We start from the raw sequence: 24,323 nt of genomic DNA, 5'->3' as shown, positions 1-24,323 counted from the left end.
CCGTCCCGCCGCTGTTTTCTGTTCGCATGCAGGCTGTTTCCGGCGAACCGTCACGGCAATCTCACCCTCGCGTAACACTCCTGTCATGGGTACATTGTTTCCTTGTATTCGACACCGATTCATAAAGTGAAACCCCGGTCGAATCCGACCAGTCGAATCCGAGGAGCCCCTATGACGCTGGAAGCCACCGACACGTCCGTGCTGCGCCTCCCGTCCGCGAACGGCCGGTCCCCCGAGATCTCCGGATCCCCCTCCCTGACCGAGCTCGCCCACGCCGCCGGCACCCGCTACATCCTCGCCGTCTTCACCACCCTGTCCGGAAAGCCTTGCGCCAAGCTCGTTCCCGTCGAATCCGTCGGGGAGCTCGAGACCGAGGGCGTCGGATTCGCCGGCTACGCCGCCGGGTCGATGGGCCAGGTCCCGAAGGATCCCGACCTCGTCGCCATCCCCGATGCCGCGTCGTTCACGCCCATCCCGTTCGTGCGCGAAGGCCTCGCTCTCGTCCACTGCGACCCGCACGTCGAAGGCAAGCCCTGGCCGTACGCGCCGCGCGTGATTCTCAAGTCCGTACTCGCGCAGGCTGCCGCACTGGGCCTCGAGGTCAACGTGGGCGCCGAGATCGAGTACTTCCTCGTCAACAAGGACGAGAACGGAACGCTGCGCACGGCCGACGCGCTCGACACCTCCCGCCAGCCCTGCTACGACGCCCGCGACGTCACCCGCATGTACGAGCACCTGACGTCGATCTCGTCGGCGATGAACATCCTCGGATGGGGCAACTACGCCAACGACCACGAGGACGGGAACGGCCAGTTCGAGCAGAACTTCCAGTACGCCGATGCCCTGACCACCGCCGACCGGGTCGTCACCCTGCGCTACCTGATCTCCGTGCTCGCCGAGCAGCGCGGCATGACCGCAACCTTCATGCCCAAGCCGTTCGCCGACCGCACGGGATCGGGCATGCACATGCACCTGTCGCTGTGGAGCGACGGCGTCTCTGCCTTCCCCGACGCATCCGACCCGCACGGCCTGGGCCTGTCGAAGACCGCCTACTCGTTCATCGCCGGCATCCTCGAGCACGCCTGCGCTCTGCAGGGCGTCATCGCGCCGACGGTCAATTCCTACAAGCGAACCGGTGCAACCAGCACGTCCTCCGGTGCCACCTGGTCGCCGCGCTACGCGACCTACGGTGGCAACGACCGCACCCACTACCTGCGGGTCCCCGACTCCAACCGCGTCGAACTGCGCGGCGGTGACGGTTCCGCCAACCCCTATCTCGCCACCGCCGCGACTCTCGCTGCCGGCCTCGACGGCATCGAACGCAACCTCGACCCCGGGACTCCCGGTACCGGCGGTTCCACGGAGACCCTGCCGATGACGCTACTGCACGCGATGGACGCCCTCCAGGCCGATCCGGTCGTCTCCGGCGCTCTCGATTCGGCGGGCGCGAGTGTCACCGATTACTTCGCCTCACTCAAGCGCGAGGAGTTCTTCCACTGGCACAACACCGTGACCCCGTGGGAGATCGACAGCTACCTGACCGCCTTCTGAGAAGTCTTCGCTACTTCCCTACCCATCGAACAGGAGAGACGACCATGTGCGGAATCGTCGGACTTCATCTGCGGGACACCTCGCTCGAACCCCGACTGGGCAGCCTGCTCACCGGAATGCTCGGGCAGATGGTGGACCGCGGACCGGATTCGGCGGGCGTCGCCGTCTACGGCAACCCGGTCTTCTCCCCCGCCGGGGAGTCGTCGGTCTCGGTACTCGATGCCCCCTCGGATCTCGCCACGATCGTCGGCGACGCACTGGGCGTGACCGTCGGTGCGCTCGATCTCGCACCCACCACCGTGCTGCACGCCCCCGTCCCCGCCACTCTGCTCGCCGACACCGTCCGCGCCCTGGCACCCACTGCGACCGTCATCGGCTTCGGTGACGACGTGACCGTCCTCAAAGGAACCGGCGATCCGCGCATTCTCGCCGAGAACTTCGGCCTGCCGACCGCATCCGGATGGCAGGGTGTGGGCCACACCCGAATGGCCACCGAATCCGCCGTCACCGCTGCCGGATCACATCCCTTCGCCGTGGGACCGGACCAGTGCCTCGTGCACAACGGCTCGTTCTCCAACCACCTGTCGATCAAGCGCGAACTCGAGGACGAGGGGGTGGTCTTCGACAGCGAGAACGACACCGAGGTCGGCGCGCGCTTCGTTGCCAAGCACCTGGCGGAGGGCGCGGATCTCGAGAAGGCGTTGCGCCTTCTCGGCGAACGTTTCGACGGGTTCTACACCCTGCTGGTGTCGACATCCGATTCCTTCGCCGTGGTGCGCGATCCGATCGCCTGCAAGCCCGCGATCGTCGCCGAGTGCGACGCCTACGTCGCCATGGCCTCGGAATTCCGCGCTCTGGCAGGACTTCCCGGCATCGCCGACGCCCGCATCTTCGAACCCGAACCGGACCGGGTCTACGTGTGGCAACGCTGAAGGTCGCCACAACCCCCGATTCCGCTGTCCGACCCCGTTCCACGGAGGTAATCATGACCACCGACACCCTGCTCCCGACCGCCACCTACGATCTGGCGACGACCACCACCCGCGAACTCAATGCGGCACTGCACGCGACAGAGGCCCCGGCTTCGGTCGAGGTCGCGAACCCGCAGGGCGCCCACGCACTCGCCTGCGGCCTGAACCGGCCGATCGACGTCCGCATCGACGGCCACGTCGGCTACTACGCCGCCGGTATGAACCAGCACGCCCACGTGACCATCGACGGCAACGCCGGCGTCGGTGTCGCCGAGAACATGATGTCGGGCAGCGTGCGCGTCACCGGCGACGCCTCGCAGTCCGCCGGTGCCACCGCCCACGGCGGGCTGCTGGTGATCGAAGGCAACGCCGCCGCACGCTGCGGCATCTCGATGAAGGGCGTCGACATCGTCGTCGGCGGCGACATCGGGCACATGAGCGCCTTCATGGGACAGGCCGGCCGACTCGTCGTCCTGGGCGATGCCGGTGAGGCCCTGGGTGATTCGCTGTACGAGGCACGGATCTACGTGCGGGGCAGCGTCGCCTCGCTCGGCGCGGACTGCGTCAAGAAGGAGATGCGCCCCGAGCACATCGTCGAACTGCAGGAACTGCTCGACGCGGCCGGTTTCGACGCCGACCCGGCCGAGTTCACCCGCTACGGCTCGGCCCGTCAGCTCTACCACTTCCACGTCGACAACGCTTCGGCGTACTGACGCCCCGACGTTCTTCCGCCGCTCGACCCCGAGGAGAATTCCATGACCTTCCAGCCTGGACTGCGTGAGTCGGCCACATTCGACCGCAACGTCATCCACGAGATCCAGCGTGCCGCCGCGACCGGCATCTACGACATCCGTGGCTGGGGCGCCAAGCGCAAGGTTCCCCACTTCGACGACCTGTTGTTCCTCGGCGCGTCGATGTCGCGTTACCCGCTCGAGGGTTACCGCGAGAAGTGCGAGACCGACGTCGTCCTCGGCGACCGCAACGCGAAGTACCCGCTGCACCTCGACATCCCGGTCACGATCGCCGGAATGAGCTTCGGCGCGCTGTCCGGCCGTGCCAAGGAGGCTCTCGGACGTGGTGCCAGCGAGGTCGGCACGTCCACCACCACCGGTGACGGCGGCATGACCCCCGAGGAGCGCGGACAGTCCAAACACCTCGTCTACCAGTACCTTCCGTCGCGATACGGCATGAACCCCGACGACCTGCGCAAGGCCGACGCCATCGAGGTCGTGCTCGGCCAGGGCGCCAAGCCCGGTGGCGGCGGCATGCTCCTCGGACAGAAGATCACCGAGCGGGTCGCGGGGATGCGCACCCTGCCGGTGGGCATCGATCAGCGCAGCGCGTGCCGGCACCCGGACTGGACCGGCCCCGACGACCTCGCCATCAAGATCCTCGAACTGCGCGAGATCACCGGCTGGGAGAAGCCGATCTACGTCAAGGTCGGTGCGACCCGTACCTACTACGACGTCAAGCTCGCCGTGAAGTCCGGCGCCGACGTCGTAGTGGTCGACGGCATGCAGGGTGGTACCGCCGCCACCCAGGACGTCTTCATCGAGCACGTGGGCATCCCGACCCTCGCCGCGCTCCCCCAGGCCGTGCAGGCCCTGCAGGAGATGGGTGTGCACCGCACGTCCGGTGGCGTGCAGCTGATCGTCTCCGGCGGTATCCGCTCGGGCGCTGATGTCGCCAAAGCGATGGCCCTCGGAGCCGACGCCGTCGCCATCGGCACGGCCGCGCTGATCGCCCTCGGCGACAACGATCCGAAGTACCAGGCCGAATACGAGAAGCTGGGCTCGGCCGCCGGCTTCTACGACGACTTCCAGGACGGCAAGGACCCCGCCGGTATCACCACGCAGGATCCCGACCTGCAGGCCCGCTTCGATCCGGTCGAGGGTGGCCGCCGCCTGGCGAACTACCTACGGGTGCTCACCATGGAGGCGCAGACCATCGCCCGCGCGTGTGGCAAGTCGCACCTGCGCAATCTCGAACCGCAGGACCTCGTCGCCGTCACGATGGAGGCCGCCGCGATGGCGCGGGTGCCCCTGGCCGGAACCGATTGGATCCCCGGCCGCAGCACCTTCTGACCGTGGCGACAGGCCTGCCACCGCACTTCCCGAGAGGACACACCACATGACCGCATTCGACACGCTCTGGGCATCGATCCTGGACGTCGGACAGCATCCGACGACCGGGGGCTACCGCCGATTCGCCTGGAGCGACGCCGATCTCACTCTGCGTGAATGGTTCCGCGGCTGCGCCGCCGAGCGCGGTATGGACGTCGAAGAGGATCGCAACGGCAACCTGTGGGCCTGGTGGCTTCCCGAAGGGTGGACGGGCGATCCGACCGGCGCGTTCGTCACCGGTTCGCACCTGGACTCGGTGCCCGACGGCGGAGCGTTCGACGGCCCACTCGGCGTGGTCTCGGCGTTCGCCGCAGTCGATCTGGTCCGTGAGCGCGGCATCGTGCCGACCGTGCCGATCGCGATCACGGCGTTCTCCGACGAGGAAGGTGCCCGCTTCGGTGTGGCGTGTGTAGGCAGTCAGCTCACCACCGGTGCGCTCGCTCCGCAGCGTGCGCTCGGTCTGCGTGATCGCGACGGAATCACCCTGGCCGAGGCCATGACCCGTGCCGGTCGCGTGCCCGAACACATCGGTGCCGACCCCACGCTCGTCGACCGGGTCGGGGTGTACGTCGAACTGCACGTCGAACAGGGCCGGGCACTCGACCTCGTCGACGCGCCGGTCGCGGTCGCGTCGTCGATCTGGCCGCACGGACGATGGCAGTTCACCTTCACCGGTGAGGCCAACCACGCCGGCGCTACGCGCCTGGTGGACCGTCGCGATCCGATGCTCGCCTACGCCTCGTCGGTGCACAGCGCCCGCTCGTGTGCCGCGGCGGCCGGCGCGGTCGCCACCTTCGGCAAACTCGAGGTGTTGCCCAACGGGGCCAACGCAATTCCATCCGAAATCAAGGCATGGCTCGACGCCCGCGCCGCGGACGAGGAAACCCTGACGATGCTGGTCGCCGACATCGAGGCCGAGGCCCTCAAGCACTGCCTGCCCGACGAGATCGGGCTCGATGTCTTCGCCGAATCGATCACCCCGATCGTCGAGTTCCCGGCCGGGCCGCGCGAACGGTTGCGCCGCGCGCTGTCGCATCTCGGTGACATCCCGGTACTCCCCACCCAGGCGGGGCACGACGCCGGCATCCTCTCGGAAAAAGTGCCCACCGCAATGTTGTTCGTGCGCAACCCCACCGGCGTCTCGCATTCACCGCACGAGTTCGCCGAGGCCGACGACTGCAATATCGGAGCGCAGGCACTGGCCGACATCATGGCCGACTGGACGACGGGCAGTTAGGTGGCCGTGCAGGTGATCCGCTCGGGCGACCGACGGCGGACGCTCTGGCGCAACGGCGCCGGGACCACGGAGGAGGTAGCGACCGGACCTCGCGGCCCCGCCGGACGCCCGCTGTGGCGGATCAGCGTGGCCGATCTGGGATCCGATCCCAGCGAGTTCTCGGCCTTCCCCGGCAGGGACCGCATCTTCACCGTCGTCGGTGAGCACGGTGTCGACCTCCACTCGGGCCACGGACTTCGTTCGCTGGATCCGTGGCATCCGCACCCGTTCGCCGGTGAGGACGCACCCCGCTGCATCCCCCGAGGCGCGACCAGCGCATTCAATGTCATAACCGCGCGTGGGGCCGCCACTGCGGCCGTCGGGTATCTCACGCTCGACACGGCCTTCGACACCGCCGCAGGCGGAGTCACTGCCCTCTACGTGCGATCGGGCTCCGTACAGGCCGGCACGGAACGGGCCGGGCCCGGGGACTGCGTCCTGATCCGCCACGAGGCGATCACGCTACGAGTCTCGTCGGCCACCGGACTGCTGGTCCGCATCGAACCGACTTCCTCCCTCTGACATCGACTCCCCCACCGACCTCCCCGATTCGGAGGCCGACCGAACAAAGGATCCTCAGGTGACGGACACGACCAAGTTTCTGATCGTCGGCGGCGGCCTCGAAGGCCTGGCCATCGCCTACTCCCTCGCTGACCGCGGCGAGACCGACGTCCTCGTCCTCGAGCGCGACACCCTCTGCTCCGGCATGACCGGCAAGTCCAGCGGTGTCGTGCGCTGTCACTACGGCACCCCGTCGTTGGCTGCGATGTCCTGGTACGGCGTCGACATCTTCACCAAGGCGACCGAGATCTTCGGCGACGACATGGCGTTCCGCCAGTGCGGTTACGTCGTCGGTGTGGCGGAGAACAACCTCAAGCCGCTCGAAGCGAACATCGAGATGATGCAGGGCCTGGGTATCGCCACCGAACTCATTACCCACGACAAGATGGCCGAACTGTGGCCGGGCCTGCACCTCGACGACTTCGCCCTGTTCGCCTACGAACCGCTCGGTGGTCGCGGCGAGGCCTACATGGCGGGCATGGCGTTCGGAGCGACAGCCCGCCGGATGGGCGTGAAGATCCGGCAGAGCACCCCGGTGGTGTCGCTACTGCAGAACGCCGCCGGCCGCGTCTACGGCGTCACCCTCGCCGACGGCTCCGAAGTGCACGCCGAACAGGTCATCGTCGCCGCAGGCCCCTGGACTCCGGCACTCGTCGCCGGTGTCGGCGTCGACATCGACGTCCGGGCGCAGCGCGCGCAGTTGGTTCTCGTCGACCAGGGCGTCCCGACCCCGGAGGTGCCCGTGCTGTCCGATCTGGCGGGCCTGCAGTACATCTGCCGCGAGCCGAACGGTGAACTGCTGGTGGGCAATTCCGATCACCAGGCGCCGGAGTACATCGACCCGGACAAGTACGTCAACCGCGCCGACGACTCGACGATCGAGAAGAACATCATGAAGCTCGGCAACCGCCTTCCCGACATGCCGGACCCACGGATCACCAGTTCGTACGTCGGTGCCTACGACGTCACCGAGGACTACAACCCCGTCATCGGTCCGGCACCGGTCGAGGGCCTGTTCCTGGCGACCGGATTCTCCGGGCACGGGTTCAAGATCTCCCCCGCGGTGGGCAAGTTGGTCGCCGACCTGCTGATCGACGGGAAGACCGACCTTCCGAATGTGAACCCGGACGACTTCCGTTTCTCCCGCTTCGAGGAGGGTGATCTGCTCCTGAGCCTCAACCCCTACGAGGGCGCCGGCGAGATGCGCTGATCCCGACCTCCCAGCGCGCGTGCCCTCCACGGACCCGGCCGGATCCCTGTCGTCCGGATCGTGGAGGGCACCGCCGTGTCCGCATTGCGGCGTTCACCACCGGTGGACACACGCTACGCTGATGATATGGCCAGCCCAGATCGTCCCGTCCTGTACGACGATTCCGGACGCGAAGTCCCGCGCGGCACCCCGACGGGTGTGGATCTCGAGCGCGCGATCGCCCACCAGGTGAGGTCGCTGCGGCTGGCCAGCGGTCTGTCCGTCGGCGACATGGCCGCCAAGGTGGGGATCTCCAAGGCGATGCTCTCGAAGATCGAGAACGCCCAGACGTCGTGCAGCCTGTCGACTCTCGCGCGCCTCGCCGCCGGCCTCGACGTCCCCGTCACCTCGCTCTTCCGGGGCGCGGACGCGCACCGCGACGCGGTGTTCACCAAGAACGGGCACGGCGCCGAGATCGTCGGTCGCGGTACGCGGGTCGGCCACCACTACGAATTGCTCGGCGCACTGCGTGGGCAGCACAAGCGGCTCGAACCGGTGCTCGTGACCCTCACCGACGCAAGCGAGGTCTTCCCCCTCTTCCAGCATCCCGGCACCGAGCTGCTGTACATGCTCGAAGGCGAGATGCTCTACGGCCACGGCGATTCCGAGTACCACCTGCAACCGGGCGATGCCCTGCTCCTCGACGGTGAGGGACTACACGGACCGAACGAGCTGCTGAAGCTGCCCATCCGGTTCCTCGCCGTGACGGCGTATCCCGACAACCACCAGCCGTGAACACGACGGAGCCCTCACCGCGCGGTGCGGTGAGGGCTCCTGCCGTTCGGTCGGGGAAACTCGTCGGTCAGGACTTGGGCACGATCACGTCGCGGTCCTCGGCGAACACCTCGGGGCGCAGCGTCGACGGGCCGGTCGGCGAGAACGAGTCCATCACGTAGGCCGTCTCCCCGTGGACCGGGACGTCGATGCCCCGCATCTCCGTCTCGGTGTCGACCCGAATGCCCATGATCTTGTCGAGCGCCTTCGCGATCAGGAAGGTCACCGCGAACGAGTAGGCGAACACCGCAGCCATCGCGACGATCTGGCGTCCGAGGAAATCGATCCCACCACCGAAGAACAGACCGTCGACGCCGGCCGGCGCGGCGGCCGTCGCGACGAAGGCGATGAGGGTGGTGCCCACGACGCCGCCCATGAGGTGGATGGCGACGACGTCGAGCGAGTCGTCGTAGCCCATGCGGAATTTCCAGCTCACGGCGAAGCAGCCGACGGCACCGGAGACCACGCCGATCAGCAGGGCACCGAGCGGGGACACGAGGCTCGCGGCGGGCGTGATGCCCACGAGTGCGGCGATCACGCCCGAGATGGCACCGAGCGTCGTCGCGTGCTTCTCCTTGATGCGTTCGACGAGCAGCCAACCGAGCAGGCCGGCCATCGCGGCGACGAGCGTGTTGAGGACGACGACACCGGCCATGTGGTTGGCGCCGCCCGCCGAACCGCCGTTGAATCCGAACCAGCCGAACAGCAGGATTCCGCCGCCGAGGACGACGAGGGGCAGGTTGTGGGGACGGGCGACGTGCGGGAATCCGCGGCGACGACCGAGCGCGATGGCGAGTGCCAGCGCCGCGACACCCGAGTTCATGTGCACGGCGGTGCCGCCGGCGAAGTCGTGGGCGGCGAGCGTGTTGGCGATCCATCCGCCCTTCGTGCCCGCTTCCTCGTCGTCGAAGGCGAAGACCCAGTGCGCGACCGGGAAATAGACGAGGACGACCCAGATGCCCGAGAACACCAGCCACGCCGAGAACTTCATCCGGTCCGCGACTCCACCGGCGATGATCGCCACCGTGATGCCCGCGAAGAGGAGGTGGAAGGCGGCGGTCAGGGCGGCGGGCATCCCTCCGTCCGGGTTCTCCTCGAGCAGCGACCCGAGACCGATGTCGGTGAAGGGATCGCCGATGAGGCCGAGGCCCCCGACGCTGTCACCGAGCACGGCGGCCGGACCGAACAGCACCCACAGGACGGCGGTGACGGCGAATCCACCGAACACCATCATGATCATGTTGAGCGCGCTCTTGACTCCGAGCATGCCGCTGTAGAACAGCGCCAGGCCCGGAACCATCAGTACGACTGCTGTGAACGCCGCCAAAACCCAGGCGGTATCGGCGGCCGCGAGTGCCTGTTCCATATAAGTCCACCCTGTTCGATCCCGGGGTTCACGACCCCTACGTCAGTCGGTGACCCGCATTCATCACCGTCCCCTGAGAGTGGACCCACTCTGTAATGTCCCTGCGAGGTGCGGGTGAACTTCGTGTAACGCCACCGCAGTTCTCAGGACAGGGGTGCCGTTGCATGCGGGCAGGCAGTATGGAGGACGAGGCGCCGCGTCCCCCGGTGTGCACAACCAGCACCGCCGGGGTATCCCTGCCCTGCCGGGGTTCCGTGGGAACGACGGCTCGAACCGCTGCACGCATCTGGGAGGTAGACGATGGGACGGGTCACGACACGTCGTCCGGTACTGCGCATCACTGCGGACAGGGCGACGCGACGTCCCGACACCCTCGCCGTCGAGGAACCGCTCGAGATCAGGGTCGGCGGTGAGTCGCTCACCATCACGATGCGCACCCCCGGGCACGACGTCGACCTCGTCCACGGCTTCCTGCTGGCCGAAGGGATGATCGGCAGTCGCGAGGACATCGCCGCCGTCCGCTACTGCGACGGCGTGGACGAGAGCGGCGCCAACACCTACAACGTCCTCGACGTCGCCCTCGCCCCCGGCGTCACCGTCCCCGAAGGGACGGGGCGACGCGCGTTCACGACGACCTCCGCGTGCGGGGTGTGCGGGAAGAACTCGCTCGACGAGGTGCGCACGCGCACCCGCTATCCGTTGAAGGATGCCGGCACCACCTCGATCGGCACGCACACCCTCACCGAACTGCCCGACACGCTGCGTCGGCACCAGCAGGTCTTCGAGTCGACCGGCGGTCTGCACGCGGCCGCGCTGTTCACCCCCGACGGGGCGCTGCTGGCCCTGCGCGAGGACGTCGGCCGGCACAACGCCGTCGACAAGGTGATCGGCTGGGCCCTGACCGACAACCGGGTTCCGCTCTCGCACAGCGTGCTCATGGTGAGCGGACGCGCCTCGTTCGAACTCGTGCAGAAGGCGGTCATGGCCGGGATCCCCGTGCTCGCGGCGGTCTCGGCGCCGTCGTCGCTGGCCGTCGATCTCGCCGCGGAGTCCGACCTCACCCTCGTGGGCTTCCTCCGCGGCGACACGATGAACATCTACACCGTCCCCGAACGCATCAAGACCGACTGATCGACGGCATCAATCGCACGTGCCGTCCTGCGCCTCGCCCGCGCGTACTCCGTCGACGAACGCCCGCACGTCGCCGAAGGACTCCTCGAGTACCGCGCGGTGGTCGGCCCCCTCGTACACCCGATAGGTCAGGTCGGCTCCGTTGTCGCACAGTGCAGCGGTCACCTGATCGGTGACCGGACGCGACACCAGTGCATCGTCGGTTCCCTGCACGACGAGCGTCGGCACCGTCAGGGTGAGCGGTTCGACCTCCTGGCCGGCGTAGTACTCGCGGAGCGGCTCGAGGTCCGCATCCGGAGCGAACACCTGATCCACCGGGACCGTGCTCGCCACCTCGCGAACGTCGTCCATGCATCCGGTGCGCGCGGCCTCGAGCAGAGGTCGCGACGCGTCGGTGAGCATCGCGTCGGCGTCGATGCTCGGGTCCGCCGCCTGCGCTCCGAGCAGCAGCACCGGGAGGAATCCGAGCGCCGGACCGATCGCGGGACCGGCGGTCGCGTAGTACTCGGCGGTCTCACTGGTGCGGCTACCCGGGGCGAAGGAGACCGCGCCCTGCAGTTCGAGTTCGGGTGCGCGTTCCTCGCCGTGTGCCGCCACATACAGCGCGGCGTGTCCGCCCTGGCTGTGTCCCATCGCGACCCATCGGGTGCCGATGCCGGAATCGAGTTGCCGAGCCGCACGCACGATGTCGACGACAGCGGCAGCCGCGCTGTCTCCGTTCATGTACGGGTGTTCGCCCGGTGTTCCGAGGCCCTCGTAGTCGGTCTGGACCACGGCGTAGCCGTCGGCGACCCACCGGTCGAGCATGGCGGTGGTCCTGCCGACGTAGGAATGGGCCGGACCGCCGGGGGTGTCGGCGGAGGGTGCGCAGGCGTCACCGACCCCGGTGGTGCCGTGTGCCCAGCTGATCACGGGCCAGCCCCCGTCGGGGGCCTCACCGTCGGGGATCGCGACGGTGCCCGACACGAGCGTGGGGCGCCGGTCGGCCCCCTCGGACAGATAGGTGATCAGATGCGTGCGCGATGCGCTGGGAATCGCCGCCGCACCGGTGAGGGTACGTTCGGTGACGAGAGAGCCCGGCCCGCCGGAAGTCTCCTCGGTGTCGTCACCGGAGTCCGCGCAGGATGTGATACCGAGCATCGCCGTTGCGGTGAGTGCTGCCACCAGGCGCCGGGAAGTACGAGAGAGCATGAATCCTCCGTTGGGATTTCAGTCCACGTTCGGCGCCCACTGCACGCCGTTGATGTGGCTACCGCCGTCGACGAACAGCGTGTTGCCTGTGAGATAGCGGGAGTCGTCGCTCGCGAGAAAGGCTGCGACGGTACCGATGTCCTCGAGCGGGTCGCCGATACGGCCCATCGGGTTCGCTGCGGCCTGCGTCGCTGCCATCTGCGGGTCCGCCTCCGCGACCCGCTGATATGCCGCACTCTGCGCGCCGGGACAGATCACGTTGCAGCACACCTGCTTCGGTGCCCACTCTCGGGCCGCCGTGCGAGTCATGCTGCGCAGCGCCTCTTTCGCCGCGTTGTACGACACCGAGTACATGTGCGCATTGACGCCGTTGAGACTGCACATGTTGATGACCCGACCGGTGCCGTGTCGGGCCAGTTCCGGATACGCGCGCTGCATCGCCCAGAACGCGGCCATCACCGCCATGTCGAACCCGGCCTGCATGCTGTGTTCGGGCGTGTTCTCCATACGCGCGAAGCCCAGTGACCGCCAGGCGTTGTTGACCAGGATGTCGAGGCGCCCGAATTCCCGCGCGGCGGTGTCCACCGCGTTGTGCACCTGTTCTCGGTCGGTGACATCGGTCGATACGAAATGTGCCGCCGTCCCCCACTTCTCGGTGATCCACCGTGCGGTGGCCGCCCCGGCTTCCTCGTCGACCTCGGCGACGACGACGCTCGCCCCCTCACGGGCCAGCGCGCCGGCAACGCCGCGGCCGATTCCCATCCCGGCGCCGGTGACGATCGCCACCCGCCCGTCCAATTTCCCCATGCCGTTCCTTTCCGATACGACGGCGTGTGCGGTGCAGGCCGTCAGCGCGGACGGGGAACCGTCCTGTCGATGAACAGCGCCTCGACGGAGACGCACACCGTGCCGTCCGCGGTCCTGATCTCGCCGACCGTGTTGATCTTGCGGCCGTCCTGCTCGACCAGACGACCGGTGATCGTCAGCGGCTCGAACAGCGGGGTCGGGCGGTGGTACCGCACATTGAGCTGTGCGGTGGCGCCGCTGCGCCCGGCCCAGGCGTTCGCCACACCCAGAGTGTGATCGAGCAGGAGGGCGGAGACTCCGCCGTGCACGTGCCCGGGCGGGCCCTGGTACGGGAAGGTCAGTTCGACGACGCCTTCCACCGATCCGTCTTCGCGACCGGCGAGCACCAGCGGCGGAGCGAGCGCGTTCTCCGGCCCGGTGACCGGATCGTGCCGGGTGACACCCTCCCCGTGCCACATGTCGATCAGTCGCTCCCGCACTTCGGGGGCGTGTTCCTCGAGGTGCTCGGCGATATTGTCGAGTTCTTCGGCGACCCGCTCGAGATTCGCGTTGCCACGGTCGGTGCGCAGCAACGCGTCCACCACGCGCCGCGCGGCGGCGGTGGCGCGGTCGACGGCGGTGTCCTGCGGTGCCGAGGTCAGCACCGTACCGTCGGGCGCGTGTCCGACGACGGGGTGGGTGTCCGGGTCGACTCTCATCGAATCTCCATCGTGGCGTGGGTGAGCACCGGTTGCCCGTCGCGCTCGGGACATGTGGCGAGCAGGGTGAGGGTGTCGCCGTCTCGCCAGACCGCCGTCTCGATCGTCTCCCCGGGGTACAGCGTGCCGGCGAAGCGGACCGAGAACGACCGGACCCGGGTCGGGTCTCCGTCGAGCACACCGTCGACGACGGCCTTGCACACGACACCGTACGAGGCGAGTCCGTGCAGGATCGGCCGATCGAAACCGGCCGCCTTCGCGAATTCGGGATCGGCGTGCAGCGGGTTCATGTCGGCACTGAGCCGGTACACCAGTGCCTGTTGCGTGCTCGTAGGTGACACCAGGGTCTTGTCGGCGTCCCGTTCCGGCACTGCGTTCGACACATCGGGCCCGGCGTCTCCGCCGAAACCTCCCTCACCGCGCGCCCAGATCTGCATCGCACTGGTCCACAACGGGTTTCCGTCGGCGTCCACTGCGGACTGCTCGAGCACGATCACGGCGGCTTTGCCCTTGTCCCACACATCGGAGATGCGAGACGAGACGGTCGCCGAACCCGAGATCGGGATCGGGGCGTGCACGGTGACGGACTGGCCACCGTGCAGGATCCTGCGCAGGTCGATGTCGATTCCCGGCAGGCTCAGTCCGGCCGGTGTCACCGCACCGGCGGAGACACCCTGACCGGCGACCATCGCGAAGGTCGGCAGGACCCGCAGGTCCTTCTCGTACACCCACCGCAGTTCGGCGGGATCGAGCGAGTCGGCACCCGCACCCAGACCGAGGTGGTAGAGGATCACATCGCGTTCGGTCCACGAGGCGTCGCGGACGGTGGGCGCAGCGGAGAGCGCGACATCGGTATCGATGGGCATGGGCGTCACTTTCCGGGTTCGGGATCGCGGGGCAGGCCGAGAAGCCTCTCACCGATGATGTTCAGCTGGACGTTGGTCGTCCCACCGGCGATGGACATGCACTGCACGTTGAGGAACATGTGGGTGGCCGAAGTTCGGTCCTGGTCGTCGAGCAACGACGCAGTACCGGCCCAGTCCATCGCGGTCTCCCAGACCTGCTGGAGGTGCTCGACGCCGAGGAGTTTGGCGACGGAGGACTCGGCACCCGGCTGTGCACCGGCCAGCGAGCGGAGAGCGGTGCGCAGCCCCATGAGGCCACCGGACGCGGCATCGCCGAGCACTTTGCCGAGAACGGTGAGCTGTTCGTCGTCGGGTCCGCCGGGCATGCCGTTCGCGAGCGCCATGAGAGTCTCGCAGCCGGCACCGAAAGTCGAATCGTGTGAGAGGGAGACGCGTTCGTTCGCGAGGGTCGTACGAGCGAGCTTCCATCCGTCCCCGGGCTCGCCGACGAGGCACTCGTCCGGCACGAACACACCGTCGAGGAACACCTCGTTGAACAGGGCTTCGCCGGTGATCTCCCGCAGCGGCCGGATGTCGAGGCCTTCCGTGTTCCTGATGTCGATCAGGAAGTAGGACAGGCCTTTGTGCTTGGGCGCTTCCGCGTCGGTGCGGGCGAGGCAGATGCCCCAGTCCGCGACCCGCGCCATCGACGTCCACACCTTCTGACCGTCGAGCCTCCATCCGCCGTCCACCTTGACGGCCTTGGTGGACAGGCCCGCGAGATCGGACCCGGCGCCGGGTTCGGAGAAGAGCTGACACCACACGAGATCCCCGCGCAGCGACTGCGGGACGAATCGCTCGATCTGCTCGGTACTGCCGTGCGCGATCAGGGTCGGCACCACCCAGTTGCCGATGATCATGTCGTGCGGTTCGAGTTCGGCGGCGCGCAGTTCCTCGGCGACGACGAGTTGCGTGACGGCGTCGGCGGCCTTGCCCCATGGTTCGGGCAGATGAGGAGCGGTGTAGCCCTTCTCCGCCAGATACGCCTTCCGCGCTGCGTTCTCCAGCGACTTCGCCGGCTCGAGTTCGGCACGGACGTCGGCGCGGATCCGTTCCGCCTCGGGCGGAAGATCGACGCTCAGCACGCGGCGGGCACCGTCGAGCGTGAGGTGGGCGACCCGGCGCCGCCACGACGCCGTGGAGCCGAGCAGGATCCGGAGCGACTGGGCGCGCCGCATGTACAGGTGCGCGTCGTGCTCCCAGGTGTAGCCGATGCCGCCGAGCACCTGAATGCAGTTCTTGGTGACCTGGAAGGCGGCCTCGGGGGCGATGGACGCGGCGACCGCCACGGCAAGCGATGACTCGTCGTCCGCCGCGTCCTCTGCCTGCGCTCGCGCGGCGTCCCAGGCCACGACCCGGGCCTGTTCGGTAAGACAGAGCATCCGGGCGACGGTGTGCTTGACACCCTGGAACTGTCCGATGACGCGGCCGAACTGCTTGCGGACCCGCGCATAGTCCGCAGCGGTGGTGGTCGCCCAGTCCGCGAGACCGGCGGCCTCGGCGGCGAACAAGGTCGCGGCGATATCGACGATCCGATGCGAGTCCGACCTCAGCACGTCCCCGTCGGACAACGTCAGGGCGCTCGCGGTGATCTCGGCGTTGCGGCGGATCACGTCGTAGCTGGGCAGGTTCGTGACCTCGACCCGGTCACGGGTCACGACGACGAAGACCCGCTCACCACCGTCGTCGGCCGCGAGCAGGAACACATCCGCGACCTGGCCGCCGAGGGCGACACCGGAGGTTCCCGAGAGCGTGACGGAATCGCCGTCGCGCTCCACGCGCAGGTCCCCCGGCTGCAGGGCGACCGCACCGAACAGCGAACCGTCCGCGAGCCCATCGAGTTCGCTGCGACGGCCGGCCTCGTCGAGGACGGCGGACACGATCACGGTCGGAAGGAACGGGCCGGGCACCATGGCCCGTCCGAGTTCCTCTGCGACGATTGCTGTTTCGAGCAAACCGAAACCGGCGCCTCCGACCTCTTCGGGCAGGTGCAATCCCAGCATGCCGAGTTCGGCGAACGAGCTCCAGTACGTCGGGCGGGCTTCCGTCTTCGCTTCGACGGCCGTGCGGATCACGTCGGGTGTGGCGTGCCGTGCCGCCCAGCCGCGTACGGAATCGCGGAGCTCGCGGTCCTCGTCGCTCAATCCCAGAGTCATGATCGGGTCCCTTCGGATAGCAGAATGTCCGGCGTCAGATGCGCTCGATGATGGTGGCGGAGGCCATCGCGCCACCCGCACACATCGTGACCAGCGCCGTCGAGCGGTTCGAACGCTCGAGTTCGTGCAGGGCACTGGTGATCAACCGCGAGCCGGTGGAACCGACGGGGTGGCCGAGCGCGATGGCGCCGCCGTTGACGTTGACCTTGCTCATGTCGGCCCCGTGGACCTGCGCCCAGGACAACACGACCGAAGCGAAGGCTTCGTTGATCTCGACGATGTCGATGTTGGACAAGGACATTCCGGTGCGTTCGAGTACCGCGCGAGTCGCGTCGACGGGGCCGTCGAGGTGGTAGTACGGGTCGGAACCGACGAGCGTCGAGGCGAGAATCCGGGCCCGGGGCCGCAGGCCCGCCTCCCGCGCCTTGTCCTCGCTCATCAGCAGCACGGCGGCGGCACCGTCGCTGACCTGAGAAGAGTTGCCTGCTGTGTGGATTCCGTTCTCGATGACCGGGCGGAGGCCCGCCAGCCCCTCGGCGGTGGTCTCACGCAGCCCGCCGTCACGAGTCACTGTCGCGATCTCACCGGTGGGCTCGCCCTCCTTGGTCACGATCGGCGCCTGCACCGGGACGATCTCGCGGTCGAAGCGCCCCTCGGCCCACGCGGCTGCGGCGCGACGCTGCGACTCGAGTCCGAGAGCATCGACATCGTCACGTTTGATGCCGCGCTTGTGGGCGATACGTTCGGCAGAGGTGAACTGGTCGCCCATGTCGATCGACCAGTCGTCCGGATAGGGGTTGCCGGTGCCCGGTGCGTTGGCCTGGCCGAGGAACACCCGGCTCATGACCTCGACACCGCATCCGATTCCCGCGTCGATCTGCCCGGACGCGATCAGTCCGGCCACCATGTGGACCGCCTGCTGCGACGAACTGCATGCGCAATCGATGGTCGTCGCGGCGGTCGTGTACGGGAGACCTGCGTGGAGCCAGGCCTGGCGGGTCACGTTGTTGGACTGCTCCCCCGCCTGGGTGACGGCGCCTCCGACGAGCTGACCGACCTGGTCGGCAGGCAGTCCGGTGCGGTCGAGAACGGCCTTCTGGGCGGCACCGAGCAACACCGCGGGGTGGACCCCGGCCAGCTGACCGCGTCGGCGGCCGATCGGTGTCCGCGCAGCCTCCACGATGACGACCTTGCTCATGCCTGCTCCCAACTGCTCGACGATATTGAAATTTATTCTAGTGACGAGGGTCGCAGATTACCGCGCCGTCCCACCGACCGGGACCACCCTTGTGGAAGCTCCGCGAAACCCGCCGGCTCAGTTCCCGGCGACGGAAAGATCCACCAACAGCAGATCGCACGCAACACGCAGGTCGGATTCGACCTCCGGAATCGACATCCGCCCGTTGAGGGCCGACCGGACCAGCCCGAACCACAAGGCCACCAGGAGACGCACGACGGTCGCGTCCCGGACCGTCGGCTCGGCGATGCCGGCCGCGGCCAAGAGCAGTCCGTCGAAGTGCCGATCGATCTTCGCCGCGTCCGGAACAGAGGCGGCGTTCGACGAGGCCGCGGACTGGATCATCGCGTTCGCCAACAACGGTGCGCGCACCAACGCCCGGGTGGCCTGCAGCAACACGTCGTAGACGGAGGCGGCCGGGGAACCGCCTGCCCGTGGCCGACTGGACAACCGAATTCCCATTCGGTCGATCCGGTCGACCATGACCGCCACGAAGAGATGCGTCTTCGACGGGAAGTAGCGGTAGAGGGTTCCGATGGCGACACCGGCGAGTTCGGCGACCTCCTGCATCCGGACCCGTTCGAGCTCTTTCGCTGCCCCCAATTGTGCTGCCGCGTCGAGGATCCTGTCGTATCGCGCGTGTTGTTCCGCCGAATTCGGTTCGGCGGCATCGCGCACCTCCGCAACCCTGGGCATGCCCGGCCCTCCCTCCCTCGTCCGCCGTGATCTCGAACCACCGTCGCCGACGAACGTTCCAGGCAAGCCGGTCGGCGGTCCGCTCGATCCCGGCCACCGAGACCGTCGGCGTCCCCGGATCGCGTACGGCTCCAGACTAGAATGAATACTAATTCCGGCGCGGTGCACTGACGAACCGCCGCAATCGAACAGGAGACGTTCCATGGGTGAATCCGTAAGTCTGGCCGGGCGCGCGGCGGTCGTGACCGGCGCCGGGGCCGGCCTGGGCCGCGCCGAAGCCCTCGCCCTCGCCGAGGCAGGCGCCGCCGTCGTCGTCAACGACATGGGCGACGCGGCGCACGAGGTGGCAGAGGAAATCGTCGCGTCGGGAGGCCAGGCCATCGCCGTCACCGGCGACGTGTCCGACTGGGCTCTCGGCGGTCGCCTCGTCGAGGAATCGGTCAAGGCATTCGGGTCCTTCGACATCCTCGTCAACAACGCGGGCATCATCCGCGACAAGATGATCTTCAACCTCACCGAGTCCGACTGGGACGACGTGATCCGAGTGCACCTCAAGGGCCATGCCGCCACCTCACATGCGGCGGCGGTGCACTGGCGTCAGGCGAGCAAGGCTGCGGGTGGACCGGTCTACGGCCGCGTCGTCAACACCTCGTCGGAGGCCTTCCTCTTCGGTTCCGCCGGACAGCCGAACTATTCCGCTGCGAAGGCAGGCATCACGGCACTGACACTGTCCACGGCGCAGGGGCTGGCGCGCTACGGCGTCACCGCGAATGCGATCTGCCCCCGCGCACGCACCGCGATGACCGCGGAGGCCTTCGGCGAGGCCGGCGCCACGACCGGACTCGATCCCCTGGCGCCGGAGCGCGTGGCCACCCTCGTGCGTTACCTCGCCTCGCCGGCGTCCTCGGAGATCACCGGACAGGTGTTCGTGGTGTACGGAAAAATGGTCGCGCTCATGGCGGCGCCGACCGTCGAGAACCGTTTCGACGCAGCCGGTTCGGCATTCACGGTCGAGGAACTCGACGAGCAGCTCTCGTCGTACTTCACCGGCCGCGGCCCGTACGAGACCTACGCCGCTTACAGCATCGCGGAACTCGAGAAGGTCGCGCTGGCCGTCGACTGAGCGACGTGTTTCAGCGACTAACAGACCACCCGGTCCTTCAGACCGGGCTGACGTGAGCGACGTTCGCTTCGGCGGCGCCCCTCGGAGCTTGCACACCGCGACCGTTCGAGGGGCGCCGCCCTCTTCCTCCGACACCACCCGATACCGAACCGCGCCGACCCAGCAGGATGATCGTGCCGTCGCCCTCCACCCGGGCCATATCCCCGAGAATCGACACACGGACCCCGTCGACAACGGGGAAGGTCGCGGCCGTCTTCACAGGGTCGCCCCAGTAGCCGAGCGGGACGTGCCCGGACCGGGCGACATATCCGACGGCACCCGAGCCCGGCTCGATCGGACGCAGCTGCTCGTCGACCACCCGTACCGCCGGTGTGGGCGTGAGCCGTACCGTTCCGTCCTCACCGACGGTGACTTCGCCGTCCATGCCTGACTCCGAGGAACCGAAGTTGTCGCGCACGATCACGTTGGGGAGCAAAGCAGTCAAGTGCTCGCGGACGGGATGCGAGAACAGCGCACCGCCGGAACCGACCACGAACAACGAGCTCAGATCGAACTCCGAGCCGTACACCGCGATCGCGTCGGCGAGGGCACGGGCGCCGGCGTCACCGACAACGGTCATCGTCATCACCCGTTCACGCTCGACGAGCGTCAGCGCCTCCACGGGGTCGAAACCGTGCATCGATACCTGGGTTGCTCCGAGGCAGAAGGCGCTGAACATACTCTGCAGGGCAGCACCGTGTACGAAGGGGCCGGTGAGCATCCAGGTCATCTGCGGAATGCTGGAAACGACGGACACGACTGTTGCCCCATCGGCGTGGTGTGCCCCGAAGGGACTACCTCCCGACAAGGCCGCGTGGAAGAAGTCCTCGTTCCGCCACATCACGGCCTTGGGCAGACCCACCGCCCCGGCGGTGTAGACGATCAACAGGTCGTCACCGCTTCGCGCAGCAAAGCCGCGCTCTGCAGACTCCCCGCTCGTCGCCTCGTCGACGTCGACTACCGTCACGTCCTTCCATGCCACATCGCATGCCTCCCCGACGGTGACGACATGCCGCACGGTGGGTGTTCGCGGAAGGACCGCAGCCGCATGCCCGGCCAAATCACCATCGAGAACCATGGCCGCGAGCTCCACATTGCCGATCAGGTAGGCCAGTTCCGCGTCGGCGTAACGAAAGTCGATATTGATCGGTACTGCGCGGATCTTGAGACACGCGAGCAGCGCCCGAACGAATTCATTGCCGTTGCGCATGTACAGACCGACGTGTTCCCCCGGGCGAACTCCCGCACGAACGAAATGCCGGGCGAGACGATTCGCATCCGCGTCGAGTTCGCAGTAGGTCGGCCGCTTGTCCCTATCCACGAGCGCTGTGCGCGTGGGTACGGCATCGACGATTGCTTCGAACAGATCCGCAAGATTCAGCGACATCGAAGTCCTTTCGACGCGGAACAGGGACGACTCCAATGTCCCATGCCATCCCTCCGGTGAGCTGCACCACTTCCATTCAACGGAATGGTTCCGGATCACATGTTCAGTTCTCGCGAAAAACGCCCCGGCACTCTGGTGCCGGGGCGCTCGTCGTAAATCTCGCAGGATCAGGCGCTCTTGTCGCGACGCTCCCGATCGGCCTTGCGCGGAACGATCGTCGGAAGGACGTTGTCGTTCACGGTCTCGGCGGTGACCACGACCTTGGCGACGTCGTCGCGGCTGGGGATGTCGTACATCACGGGCAGGAGCACCTCCTCCATGATGGCGCGGAGCCCGCGGGCGCCGGTGCCACGGAGGATCGCCTGGTCGGCGACCGCTTCGAGTCCGTCCTGGGAGAACTCGAGTTCGACGCCGTCCATCTCGAACAGGCGCACGTACTGCTTGACCAGAGCGTTCTTCGGCTCCGACAGGATCTGGACGAGCGATTCCTTGTCGAGATTGGTCACCGACGCGAGGATCGGCAGACGACCGATGAACTCGGGGATCAGACCGAACTTGATGAGGTCCTCGGGCATGACGTCGGCGAAGTGGTCGGTGGTGTCGATCTCGGCCTTGGACCGCACCTCGGCGCCGAATCCGATGCCGCGCTTGCCGACGCGATCGGAGACGATCTTCTCGAGACCGGCGAACGCACCCGCCACGATGAACAGCACGTTCGTGGTGTCGATCTGGATGAATTCCTGGTGCGGATGCTTGCGGCCACCCTGCGGCGGGACGGATGCCTGGGTGCCTTCGAGGATCTTCAGCAGCGCCTGCTGCACGCCCTCGCCCGACACGTCGCGGGTGATCGACGGGTTCTCGCTCTTGCGGGCGATCTTGTCGACCTCGTCGATGTAGATGATGCCGGTCTCGGCGCGCTTGACGTCGTAGTCGGCGGCCTGGATGAGCTTGAGGAGGATGTTCTCGACGTCCTCACCGACGTAGCCGGCCTCCGTCAGTGCGGTGGCGTCGGCGATGGCGAACGGCACGTTGAGCATCTTCGCGAGCGTCTGCGCGAGGTAGGTCTTGCCACAACCGGTGGGGCCGAGAAGCAGGATGTTGGACTTCGCGAGTTCGACCGTCTCACCGCGGGAGTCTCGGCCCTTGTCGCCGGCCTGGATGCGCTTGTAGTGGTTGTAGACCGCCACGGCCAGCGTGCGCTTGGCGGCGTCCTGGCCGATCACGTAGTTGTCGAGGAAGTCGCGGATCTCGGCCGGCTTGGGCAGCTCGTCGAGCTTGACCTCGCTGGTCTCGGCCAGCTCTTCCTCGATGATCTCGTTGCAGAGATCGATGCACTCGTCGCAGATGTAGACACCGGGGCCCGCAATGAGCTTCTTGACCTGCTTCTGGCTCTTTCCGCAGAAGGAGCACTTGAGCAGATCTCCGCCGTCACCGATACGTGCCATCAGTCAGGTCCCTACTTCCTCGTGTGCGTGCAACCGGTCCCGCAACCACCACACGGGGCGGTCCCGGGGAGCGGGCCCTTTGATCGACCGTACCCGGATGTCGGCGCGCAGGTCGACCGGTTCTGCGCGTTTCCGGTCATATTTGTACAGCACAACATGTGTCGACGATCACAGTCCCGGCGTCGGCGGCTCCGGAAGACACCGTGTCTCCCGGAACCGCCTGCGACGTTCTACTTCTGGGCCGAGAGCTTCCGGTACTCGAGGACCCGGTCGATCAGACCGTATTCGACGGCCTGCTCCGCCGTGAGGATCTTGTCCCGATCGGTGTCCTTGCGGATCTGCTCGGGATCCTTGCCGGTGTGCTTCGAGAGCGTGTTCTCCATGAGGGTACGCATGCGCTCGATCTCGGCGGCCTGGATCTCGAGGTCGGAGACCTGACCCTGGATGCCACCCGTCGCGGGCTGATGGATGAGCACGCGAGCGTTGGGCAGCGCCAGGCGCTTACCGGGGGTGCCGGCGGCGAGCAGGACGGCCGCGGCGGAGGCTGCCTGACCGAGGCACACCGTGGTGATGTCGGCGCGGACGTACTGCATGGTGTCGTAGATCGCCATGAGCGAGGTGAACGAACCACCGGGCGAGTTGATGTACATGGTGATGTCGCGGTCGGGATCGAGCGACTCGAGCACCAGCAGCTGAGCCATCACGTCGTTGGCGGACGCGTCGTCGACCTGGACGCCGAGGAAGATGATGCGCTCTTCGAACAGCTTGTTGTACGGGTTGGATTCCTTGACGCCGTAGCTCGAGTGCTCGATGAACGACGGGAGGATGTAGCGGCTCGCGGGCGAGGCAGGAGCTGCGCCGCCGAGCTGGCGCGGATCGAACATGTTGGTCATCGCTTCTCCAAGAATTCGGTGGTGTGAGGGCAGATCGGGCCGGGACCTAGTTGGCGGTACCGCCGGCCTGCTGCGCCCGGGAGACGACGTGGTCGACGAAGCCGTATTCGAGCGCCTGCTGCGCCGTGAACCAGCGATCGCGGTCGGAGTCCTTGGTGATCTGCTCCACCGACTGGCCCGTGTGCTCTGCGATGAGCTCGGCCATCTCGCGCTTGGTGTGTGCGAACTGCTCCGCCATGATCGCGATGTCGCTCGCCGTACCACCGATGCCTGCGGACGGCTGGTGCATCATGATCCGCGCGTGCGGGAGCGCGTAACGCTTGCCCTTGGTGCCGGCGGAGAGCAGGAACTGACCCATCGAGGCGGCGAGGCCCATCGCGAAGGTCGCGACATCGCACTCGACGAACTTCATCGTGTCGTAGATCGCCATACCGGCGGTGACCGAACCGCCCGGCGAGTTGATGTACAGGGAGATGTCGCGGGTGGGGTCCTCGGCCGACAGCAGAAGGATCTGAGCGCACAGCTTGTTCGCGATGTCGTCGTCGACCTGGGTACCCAGGAAGATGATGCGCTCGCGGAGCAGGCGTTCGTACACCGAGTCGCTGAGGTTCAGCCCAGCGGTGGCCGAGGTCATCGCGGGACCGATGGATGTCGCCGGATTCTGAGGAGTCACGGGTACCTGCCTTCTCGTCGATCGTGGGTTGCTGACACTGACACTAACGAAACGGGGCGGCACCGGATGCC

Annotated in this window: 22 protein-coding genes; 10 read left to right on the top strand and 12 right to left on the bottom strand. The window is 67.4% G+C overall.

What is annotated here, in order from left to right; all coding sequences use genetic code 11:
- The first annotated feature begins 171 nt into the window (after positions 1-171).
- The 8 genes from glnT (at position 172) to ACNJ7K_RS20890 (ending at position 8,466) form a co-directional block, all read left to right on the top strand.
- Entirely contained in the window at positions 172-1,551 is a 1,380-nt protein-coding gene (gene glnT, locus ACNJ7K_RS20925) for a type III glutamate--ammonia ligase (protein ID WP_487042132.1), read from the top strand.
- A 44-nt stretch (positions 1,552-1,595) separates the two neighbouring features.
- The gene (locus ACNJ7K_RS20920; protein WP_039586900.1) at positions 1,596-2,483 is read left to right on the top strand and encodes a class II glutamine amidotransferase domain-containing protein; all 888 of its coding nucleotides are present in this window, start codon (positions 1,596-1,598) and stop codon (positions 2,481-2,483) included.
- 53 nt (positions 2,484-2,536) lie between these two features.
- Positions 2,537-3,235, top strand: a complete 699-nt coding sequence (locus ACNJ7K_RS20915) for a GltB/FmdC/FwdC-like GXGXG domain-containing protein (RefSeq protein WP_230787650.1) — start codon at positions 2,537-2,539, stop codon at positions 3,233-3,235.
- A 42-nt stretch (positions 3,236-3,277) separates the two neighbouring features.
- A complete protein-coding gene (locus tag ACNJ7K_RS20910) occupies positions 3,278-4,606 on the top strand; it encodes an FMN-binding glutamate synthase family protein (protein ID WP_487042131.1) in 1,329 nt (442 codons plus the stop codon).
- A 46-nt stretch (positions 4,607-4,652) separates the two neighbouring features.
- Positions 4,653-5,882 carry an allantoate amidohydrolase gene (locus ACNJ7K_RS20905; RefSeq protein WP_487042130.1) on the top strand — a complete coding sequence of 410 codons (1,230 nt, stop codon included), beginning with the start codon at positions 4,653-4,655 and terminating at the stop codon, positions 5,880-5,882.
- Positions 5,883-6,443: a HutD family protein gene (locus ACNJ7K_RS20900; RefSeq protein WP_159418625.1), complete on the top strand. Its 561-nt coding sequence runs from the start codon at positions 5,883-5,885 to the stop codon at positions 6,441-6,443. It begins immediately after the preceding gene.
- A 58-nt stretch (positions 6,444-6,501) separates the two neighbouring features.
- Entirely contained in the window at positions 6,502-7,692 is a 1,191-nt protein-coding gene (locus tag ACNJ7K_RS20895) for an NAD(P)/FAD-dependent oxidoreductase (protein ID WP_487042129.1), read from the top strand.
- Positions 7,693-7,818: 126 nt separating this feature from the next.
- Positions 7,819-8,466, top strand: coding sequence for a helix-turn-helix domain-containing protein (locus ACNJ7K_RS20890; RefSeq protein WP_120282202.1), 648 nt, complete (start codon positions 7,819-7,821; stop codon positions 8,464-8,466).
- A 67-nt stretch (positions 8,467-8,533) separates the two neighbouring features.
- Here the strand turns inward: ACNJ7K_RS20890 and ACNJ7K_RS20885 are convergent, their stop codons facing one another.
- Positions 8,534-9,871, bottom strand: coding sequence for an ammonium transporter (locus ACNJ7K_RS20885; RefSeq protein ID WP_159418627.1), 1,338 nt, complete (start codon positions 9,869-9,871; stop codon positions 8,534-8,536).
- 300 nt (positions 9,872-10,171) lie between these two features.
- Here ACNJ7K_RS20885 and fdhD point away from each other — a divergent pair, with 300 nt between their 5' ends.
- Positions 10,172-11,002 (top strand): formate dehydrogenase accessory sulfurtransferase FdhD, encoded by an 831-nt coding sequence (gene fdhD, locus ACNJ7K_RS20880; RefSeq protein ID WP_016691878.1) that lies wholly within the window; start codon positions 10,172-10,174, stop codon positions 11,000-11,002.
- Positions 11,003-11,011: 9 nt separating this feature from the next.
- Here the strand turns inward: fdhD and ACNJ7K_RS20875 are convergent, their stop codons facing one another.
- The 7 genes from ACNJ7K_RS20875 to ACNJ7K_RS20845 all read right to left on the bottom strand — a co-directional run bounded on the left by ACNJ7K_RS20875 (position 11,012) and on the right by ACNJ7K_RS20845 (position 18,692).
- Entirely contained in the window at positions 11,012-12,142 is a 1,131-nt protein-coding gene (locus tag ACNJ7K_RS20875; protein WP_487042284.1) for an alpha/beta hydrolase family protein, read from the bottom strand.
- A gap of 69 nt (positions 12,143-12,211) precedes the next feature.
- The gene (locus ACNJ7K_RS20870; RefSeq protein WP_159418629.1) at positions 12,212-13,000 is read right to left on the bottom strand and encodes an SDR family NAD(P)-dependent oxidoreductase; all 789 of its coding nucleotides are present in this window, start codon (positions 12,998-13,000) and stop codon (positions 12,212-12,214) included.
- 41 nt (positions 13,001-13,041) lie between these two features.
- On the bottom strand, positions 13,042-13,698 hold the full coding sequence (locus ACNJ7K_RS20865; RefSeq protein WP_016691875.1) for a PaaI family thioesterase: 657 nt from the start codon (positions 13,696-13,698) through the stop codon (positions 13,042-13,044).
- The gene (locus ACNJ7K_RS20860) at positions 13,695-14,564 is read right to left on the bottom strand and encodes a MaoC/PaaZ C-terminal domain-containing protein (RefSeq protein ID WP_159418630.1); all 870 of its coding nucleotides are present in this window, start codon (positions 14,562-14,564) and stop codon (positions 13,695-13,697) included. Before ACNJ7K_RS20860 ends, ACNJ7K_RS20865 begins: the two co-directional genes overlap by 4 nt.
- 5 nt (positions 14,565-14,569) lie before the next feature.
- Positions 14,570-16,759 carry an acyl-CoA dehydrogenase family protein gene (locus tag ACNJ7K_RS20855; protein WP_487042128.1) on the bottom strand — a complete coding sequence of 730 codons (2,190 nt, stop codon included), beginning with the start codon at positions 16,757-16,759 and terminating at the stop codon, positions 14,570-14,572.
- Between the two features lie 34 nt (positions 16,760-16,793).
- Positions 16,794-17,957 (bottom strand): steroid 3-ketoacyl-CoA thiolase, encoded by a 1,164-nt coding sequence (locus ACNJ7K_RS20850; RefSeq protein ID WP_487042127.1) that lies wholly within the window; start codon positions 17,955-17,957, stop codon positions 16,794-16,796.
- 117 nt (positions 17,958-18,074) lie between these two features.
- Positions 18,075-18,692: a TetR/AcrR family transcriptional regulator gene (locus ACNJ7K_RS20845; RefSeq protein WP_159418633.1), complete on the bottom strand. Its 618-nt coding sequence runs from the start codon at positions 18,690-18,692 to the stop codon at positions 18,075-18,077.
- Between the two features lie 202 nt (positions 18,693-18,894).
- On the opposite strand from ACNJ7K_RS20845, the gene ACNJ7K_RS20840 reads away from it, so the two are divergent.
- Positions 18,895-19,815 (top strand): 3-oxoacyl-ACP reductase, encoded by a 921-nt coding sequence (locus ACNJ7K_RS20840; protein WP_120282193.1) that lies wholly within the window; start codon positions 18,895-18,897, stop codon positions 19,813-19,815.
- A 37-nt stretch (positions 19,816-19,852) separates the two neighbouring features.
- On the opposite strand, the gene ACNJ7K_RS20835 is transcribed toward ACNJ7K_RS20840, so the two are convergent.
- From ACNJ7K_RS20835 to ACNJ7K_RS20820, 4 genes are all read right to left on the bottom strand, one after another.
- Positions 19,853-21,241 carry an AMP-binding protein gene (locus tag ACNJ7K_RS20835; protein WP_487042126.1) on the bottom strand — a complete coding sequence of 463 codons (1,389 nt, stop codon included), beginning with the start codon at positions 21,239-21,241 and terminating at the stop codon, positions 19,853-19,855.
- 167 nt (positions 21,242-21,408) lie between these two features.
- The gene (gene clpX / locus ACNJ7K_RS20830; protein ID WP_016691868.1) at positions 21,409-22,686 is read right to left on the bottom strand and encodes an ATP-dependent Clp protease ATP-binding subunit ClpX; all 1,278 of its coding nucleotides are present in this window, start codon (positions 22,684-22,686) and stop codon (positions 21,409-21,411) included.
- Between the two features lie 230 nt (positions 22,687-22,916).
- Entirely contained in the window at positions 22,917-23,579 is a 663-nt protein-coding gene (locus ACNJ7K_RS20825; RefSeq protein ID WP_016691867.1) for an ATP-dependent Clp protease proteolytic subunit, read from the bottom strand.
- A gap of 46 nt (positions 23,580-23,625) precedes the next feature.
- Positions 23,626-24,252, bottom strand: coding sequence for an ATP-dependent Clp protease proteolytic subunit (locus ACNJ7K_RS20820; protein ID WP_016691866.1), 627 nt, complete (start codon positions 24,250-24,252; stop codon positions 23,626-23,628).
- Between the last annotated feature and the right edge of the window lie 71 nt (positions 24,253-24,323).

The sequence above is a fragment of the Rhodococcus shunpengi genome (genome assembly GCF_048381395.1).
Lineage (GTDB): Bacteria > Actinomycetota > Actinomycetes > Mycobacteriales > Mycobacteriaceae > Rhodococcus.
This window is presented reverse-complemented; position numbering and strand designations above follow the sequence as displayed.

Excerpts from the sequence above, each read along its gene's own strand:
- glnT (WP_487042132.1), top strand. The coding sequence starts at position 172 with ATGACGCTGGAAGCCACCGACACGTCCGTGCTGCGCCTCCCGTCCGCG.
- ACNJ7K_RS20920 (WP_039586900.1), top strand. The coding sequence starts at position 1,596 with ATGTGCGGAATCGTCGGACTTCATCTGCGGGACACCTCGCTCGAACCC.
- ACNJ7K_RS20915 (WP_230787650.1), top strand. The coding sequence starts at position 2,537 with ATGACCACCGACACCCTGCTCCCGACCGCCACCTACGATCTGGCGACG.
- ACNJ7K_RS20910 (WP_487042131.1), top strand. The coding sequence starts at position 3,278 with ATGACCTTCCAGCCTGGACTGCGTGAGTCGGCCACATTCGACCGCAAC.
- ACNJ7K_RS20905 (WP_487042130.1), top strand. The coding sequence starts at position 4,653 with ATGACCGCATTCGACACGCTCTGGGCATCGATCCTGGACGTCGGACAG.
- ACNJ7K_RS20890 (WP_120282202.1), top strand. The coding sequence starts at position 7,819 with ATGGCCAGCCCAGATCGTCCCGTCCTGTACGACGATTCCGGACGCGAA.
- ACNJ7K_RS20885 (WP_159418627.1), bottom strand. The coding sequence starts at position 9,871 with ATGGAACAGGCACTCGCGGCCGCCGATACCGCCTGGGTTTTGGCGGCG.
- fdhD (WP_016691878.1), top strand. The coding sequence starts at position 10,172 with ATGGGACGGGTCACGACACGTCGTCCGGTACTGCGCATCACTGCGGAC.
- ACNJ7K_RS20875 (WP_487042284.1), bottom strand. The coding sequence starts at position 12,142 with ATGCTCGGTATCACATCCTGCGCGGACTCCGGTGACGACACCGAGGAG.
- ACNJ7K_RS20870 (WP_159418629.1), bottom strand. The coding sequence starts at position 13,000 with ATGGGGAAATTGGACGGGCGGGTGGCGATCGTCACCGGCGCCGGGATG.
- ACNJ7K_RS20865 (WP_016691875.1), bottom strand. The coding sequence starts at position 13,698 with ATGAGAGTCGACCCGGACACCCACCCCGTCGTCGGACACGCGCCCGAC.
- ACNJ7K_RS20860 (WP_159418630.1), bottom strand. The coding sequence starts at position 14,564 with ATGCCCATCGATACCGATGTCGCGCTCTCCGCTGCGCCCACCGTCCGC.
- ACNJ7K_RS20855 (WP_487042128.1), bottom strand. The coding sequence starts at position 16,759 with ATGACTCTGGGATTGAGCGACGAGGACCGCGAGCTCCGCGATTCCGTA.
- ACNJ7K_RS20850 (WP_487042127.1), bottom strand. The coding sequence starts at position 17,957 with ATGAGCAAGGTCGTCATCGTGGAGGCTGCGCGGACACCGATCGGCCGC.
- ACNJ7K_RS20845 (WP_159418633.1), bottom strand. The coding sequence starts at position 18,692 with ATGCCCAGGGTTGCGGAGGTGCGCGATGCCGCCGAACCGAATTCGGCG.
- ACNJ7K_RS20840 (WP_120282193.1), top strand. The coding sequence starts at position 18,895 with ATGGGTGAATCCGTAAGTCTGGCCGGGCGCGCGGCGGTCGTGACCGGC.
- ACNJ7K_RS20835 (WP_487042126.1), bottom strand. The coding sequence starts at position 21,241 with ATGTCGCTGAATCTTGCGGATCTGTTCGAAGCAATCGTCGATGCCGTA.
- clpX (WP_016691868.1), bottom strand. The coding sequence starts at position 22,686 with ATGGCACGTATCGGTGACGGCGGAGATCTGCTCAAGTGCTCCTTCTGC.
- ACNJ7K_RS20825 (WP_016691867.1), bottom strand. The coding sequence starts at position 23,579 with ATGACCAACATGTTCGATCCGCGCCAGCTCGGCGGCGCAGCTCCTGCC.